The organism is Nitratireductor sp. GCM10026969, assembly GCF_042660605.1.
Classification (GTDB): domain Bacteria; phylum Pseudomonadota; class Alphaproteobacteria; order Rhizobiales; family Rhizobiaceae; genus Chelativorans.
In genome coordinates this window covers 1-517 of sequence record NZ_JBHSUM010000341.1, presented here as the reverse complement: position 1 = coordinate 517, position 517 = coordinate 1, and the positions used below count along the sequence as shown (strand labels likewise).

1 protein-coding gene is annotated in these 517 nt (G+C 68.5%); it reads right to left on the bottom strand.

Going from position 1 to position 517, the window contains the following annotated elements; all coding sequences use genetic code 11:
* Positions 1 to 517, bottom strand: a 517-nt coding sequence (locus ACFP9U_RS25405) for an aminotransferase class I/II-fold pyridoxal phosphate-dependent enzyme (protein ID WP_378625682.1), incomplete at both ends; no start/stop codon positions are given.

The window sequence follows — 517 nt, the reverse complement described above, 5'->3', positions numbered from 1 at the left end:
GGTCACGGCCCGCGCGGGCGCGCTCCACATGCTCGGCGATGAAGGCGTCGCCTTCCTCGAGCGCGGCGACGGCGCCGCGCTGCATGAACTCGGCCACGCCCGAGGTGGAATATTGCACGAGGTTCTCGAAGACGGTCTTGAGCGCCGGATGGGCGCGGATCCAGCCGATGCGCCAACCCGTCATCGCCCAGTTCTTGGAGAAGGAATTGACGTAGAGGATGCGGTCCTCGTCGGTGGCGATGTCGAAGAAGGAGGGGGCGCGCCGGCCGGCATAGAAGAACTTGGTGTAGATCTCGTCGGCGATGATCCAGAGGCCATGGCGGCGGGCGATGTCGAGCAGCGCTTGAAGCGTGGCGCGGTCGGCGGCCCAGCCGGTGGGGTTCGACGGCGTGTTGACGAAGAGGGCGCGGGTGTTCGGGGTGATGGCGGCCTCGACGCGGGCGGGGTCGAGGCTCCAGCCGTTTTCGGAAAAGTCGAGCGGCACGGGCACGGGCTTGCCGCCGGCAATGCCGAGGGC